The organism is Clostridium sp. (assembly GCF_051278035.1).
Classification (GTDB): domain Bacteria; phylum Bacillota; class Clostridia; order Clostridiales; family Clostridiaceae; genus Clostridium_AD.
This window is the reverse complement of sequence record NZ_JBNMNU010000280.1, coordinates 1-3,618: the sequence shown is the minus strand read 5'-3', so window position 1 is coordinate 3,618 and position 3,618 is coordinate 1. Positions and strand designations below refer to the sequence as shown.

3 protein-coding genes are annotated in these 3,618 nt (G+C 32.0%); all 3 read right to left on the bottom strand.

Annotated features, from left to right (window positions below; genetic code table 11):
- Nucleotides 1-125: 125 nt before the first annotated feature.
- Nucleotides 126-1,256: a glycosyltransferase gene (locus tag ACJAX4_RS22895; protein ID WP_435791749.1), complete on the bottom strand. Its 1,131-nt coding sequence runs from the start codon at nucleotides 1,254-1,256 to the stop codon at nucleotides 126-128.
- Nucleotides 1,256-2,380, bottom strand: coding sequence for a glycosyltransferase family 4 protein (locus tag ACJAX4_RS22890; protein ID WP_435791748.1), 1,125 nt, complete (start codon nucleotides 2,378-2,380; stop codon nucleotides 1,256-1,258). The genes ACJAX4_RS22895 and ACJAX4_RS22890 overlap by 1 nt, the downstream gene beginning before the upstream one ends.
- 26 nt (nucleotides 2,381-2,406) lie before the next feature.
- A partial coding sequence (locus ACJAX4_RS22885; protein ID WP_435791746.1) for a glycosyltransferase family 4 protein occupies nucleotides 2,407-3,618 on the bottom strand: 1,212 nt, incomplete at its 5' end.

Genomic DNA, 3,618 nt, shown 5'->3' with positions numbered 1-3,618 from the left:
GACCAAATAAGTTGTAATAGGCACTATGATAAAGGATAAAATAGCAGCAACTATAGGCCCAATTGAAAACCCAACTAAATTTTTCATAAATTTTTTTGAATTTTGTTCCATACAAATCACTTCCCTTAATTATCATTCACCCTTTTGTATACTTCCACTAACTTTTTCGAAACCTGCTCCGGTGAAAATTTACTTTTTATCTGATCAGATATTTTTTCCCTGTCAAATGTTTTGATGTTTTGGTGCATATATTTCATTGCAATTACTAACTCATTAAAACCATCAACTGGAATCAAAAGTCCATTGTCTTTATTAACAAATGTTTCAGGCCCACCACACTTAGTAGCGATAACTGGAACCCCTGTAGCGAGCGACTCAACATAAGCAACACCAAAAGTTTCAGACCGCGAAGCCAAGACGAAGCAATCGCTATTTTTTAGTTTTTCACTAATAACTTCCCTAGAACACATCCCCATAAGCACAACTCTATTTTGCATGCGGTGTTTTTTTATTATTTCTTCTATTTTAGCCCTCTCATTACCTTCTCCAAATATGGTAAGTGTCACATTTGGAAAATCATGAAAAGCACTACAAAACGACTCAACAGTCAAATCCATTCTTTTTATTATACGTAGATTTCCGATTGAAACAAAGTTGAATGTCTTACTTTCATCTCTTACTGTATACGAAAATATATTTGTATCAACAATATTGGGAACGTATAAAGCATTTATGTTGAATTTGCTTTTTATTACATTTACAAGTGACGGACTTACTGCAATAACAGCATCGGCATGCGTATATGCCTCTTTTGCAGTGTTAAACAGCCCATCGTCAATTGTAGGCTTAATTATGGATGATGAGTGTTCAGTTATTACAAGCGGCACATTAATTTTATTTTTAAGCGTTAATGCTGCATATCCTAAATTAGTAAAATGTGCATGTATAACATCTGGCTTGCCGAACTTCCTTAATATTAATTTATATAATATGCTCAGTCCTATACTCGTCACTTTATGTAAAATCACTTTCGGTAGTCTTCCAACTGGAATGTTAATTACATAAACATTAACTCCCTGTATTTTCTGCTGCTCTATCCCCCATTTGCGCCACCGCCTTAGAGACCTAACATCAACTGCGGCAAAAACCACTTTGTGTCCTTCTTTAGCCAAAGCCTTCGCCTGATCGAATTCGAATATACCGTTCATTTTATATTTATTTGTAGGATAACCTCGCGATACAATCATGACATACATTAAACTTGTGCCCCTCTCATTTCTTTATATAATTCTACATATTGTCTAGAGATTAGTTCCCAATCAAACTTGGAACTTAGCTTAACACATGAATTCGAAATAATTTCATAATTGTCTAAAGCGTGAATAATCTTTTCTGCAATTTCTTTAGGGTCAAAACAATCTACACTATACCCAACTTGTCCTTCTTCAAACTGTTTGTCGAATCCCTGCCCCCTGGTATATATAACTGGTAGTCCTTGGCTCATCGCTTCTGCATAAACAAGACCGAAGGTCTCTGTTATGGATGGCATCACAAATATATCCGATTGCCTCATGTATTCTACAATTTGTTCTTTATCACAAGGCGGATTATATTTTATAAATTTATGATTATCAATGACACTTTTAATTTTATCATCTTTTATATCGCCAACTATAGTGTATGTAACACAAATTCCTTTTTCAATTAAAATTTGGCAAGCTTTTATTGTTGTTTCTATATTTTTATTACCATTTATAGTTCCAACAAAAATAACCTTTAAACTTTTGAATTCATTATTTATCATGACCCTATCTTGAAATTTATTATTCAAAAAATACTCGTTTATACCATTAGGTAAAACAACACTTTTCGCTGTAATTTTCTTTTGCAAATTTCGGGGAATATATTCTGATATACAGTTCTCCTTATATGCTGGTGATAAAAAAATAATCTGCTCCGCATTTCTCATTATTTTTATACCGAGACCTCGAAGATATATCATTTTTTTAAAGAAAATATTAACATCGGTATTTCTTACAGTTACAATGTATGGAACACCATATTTCTCATGTAACTTATACGCTATGTACCCATTAGAAAATAAGGTATGTGCATGCAATAAATCGAACTTTCGAGTATCATACTGACTCAAAATATCCCTTAAAACCTTTGTATGTTTCAAATGAAATATCGCTCTGTCAAAAGAATTAAAACATTTTGAGACTATAACATTTTTGGGTATTATAGCATCATTAGTGGACCTTCCTTTATTTATAGGAACGTATATACTATTTTTAATTTTCTGCTTTTCTAATGTCGTAAACAACTTATCAAATAATTTTGTATCTAAATATCCGTTGCATATCTGTAGTATATTCATATCATACTCTCCTAAATATCTTAAGACTAACTTTCAATTATATTAATTAGTTTTTCAGTAAGTTTTTTAAAATCATAATCTTTTGAAGCTTCTAATGCATTATTTGACATCACAGCTAACTCTTCCTTTGGTAAATTATAAATTTTAAGAATTTCACTGCTAATAGTCTCGGCCGTAATGTCCTTTAAAGTAACTCCACAAGTATACCTTTCTAACAAATCATACCCCACTGTCAAATCTGATAAAATCGGATTTCCACTAGCTAGGTACTCAAACAATTTATTTAAGCTACAACCATATTTCATTATATCTGTCTGCCTTACATGCATTAAATTTAAATCTGATTTTGACAAAATATAAGGAATGAATTTCTTATCGACTTGTCCTTTAAAAACAATGTTATTAATTTTATTATTAATGCAATATTTCTGTAATTCTTCTCTTTCGTTACCATCACCATAAACTAAGAATTTAATATAGCTATAGCCATTAGCTTGCATATAGCTTGCCGTATCTACTATCATATTAATGTTGTTAACTTTCCTAATAGACCCAGTGTATACGACCTTGAATGTATCAGAATCGTCTAAATCCTCATCCACAAATGTATGTTGCTCTTTGTTATGATTGAACATAACTAAATCTACGCCGTTATTTATGTTATGCACCTTATTAAGATCTACCTTCCCACCGTGCTCTTTATCCCATCCCTTTTGGGCAATATAGTCTTTACCGCCCTCCATGGTGAAAATTAATTCATCAGCACTTTTATAAATCCATTTTTCAAGTTTGTATAACATCCAAATAATCGGATTTTTCCTGGATATTTTACTGTATACAACTATTGATTCAGGCCACAAATCTCTAATTTCTACAATGCACTTGCACTTGTATTTTTTTGAAAGCTTAATTGCAGCAACGCAACTAAACGGATGAACAGATGATCCTATAATCACATCTGGTTTTTCGAAGTTCTGGACTACCTTAAAAAGCCTGAAATAATACTCAAACATATTTTTTATTCTTCCGAGCCCATTCCCTATATAATTACTTGCTTTTACAAATACAAATGGAACTTCTTCGCTACTATCTCTTAGATATAGCTCGTTATCTTGTATTAGGTTAGTCTCAGAATTATGTAATGAACTTGCAACAAAAATAGTTGTATCATAGCCTGCTTTTATCAAATTCTTTGCAAAATTAAAATGCCTTCCGCCATGTTCTATAAATTGATTTGT

Excerpts from the sequence above, each read along its gene's own strand:
- ACJAX4_RS22895 (WP_435791749.1), bottom strand. The coding sequence starts at position 1,256 with ATGTATGTCATGATTGTATCGCGAGGTTATCCTACAAATAAATATAAA.
- ACJAX4_RS22890 (WP_435791748.1), bottom strand. The coding sequence starts at position 2,380 with ATGAATATACTACAGATATGCAACGGATATTTAGATACAAAATTATTT.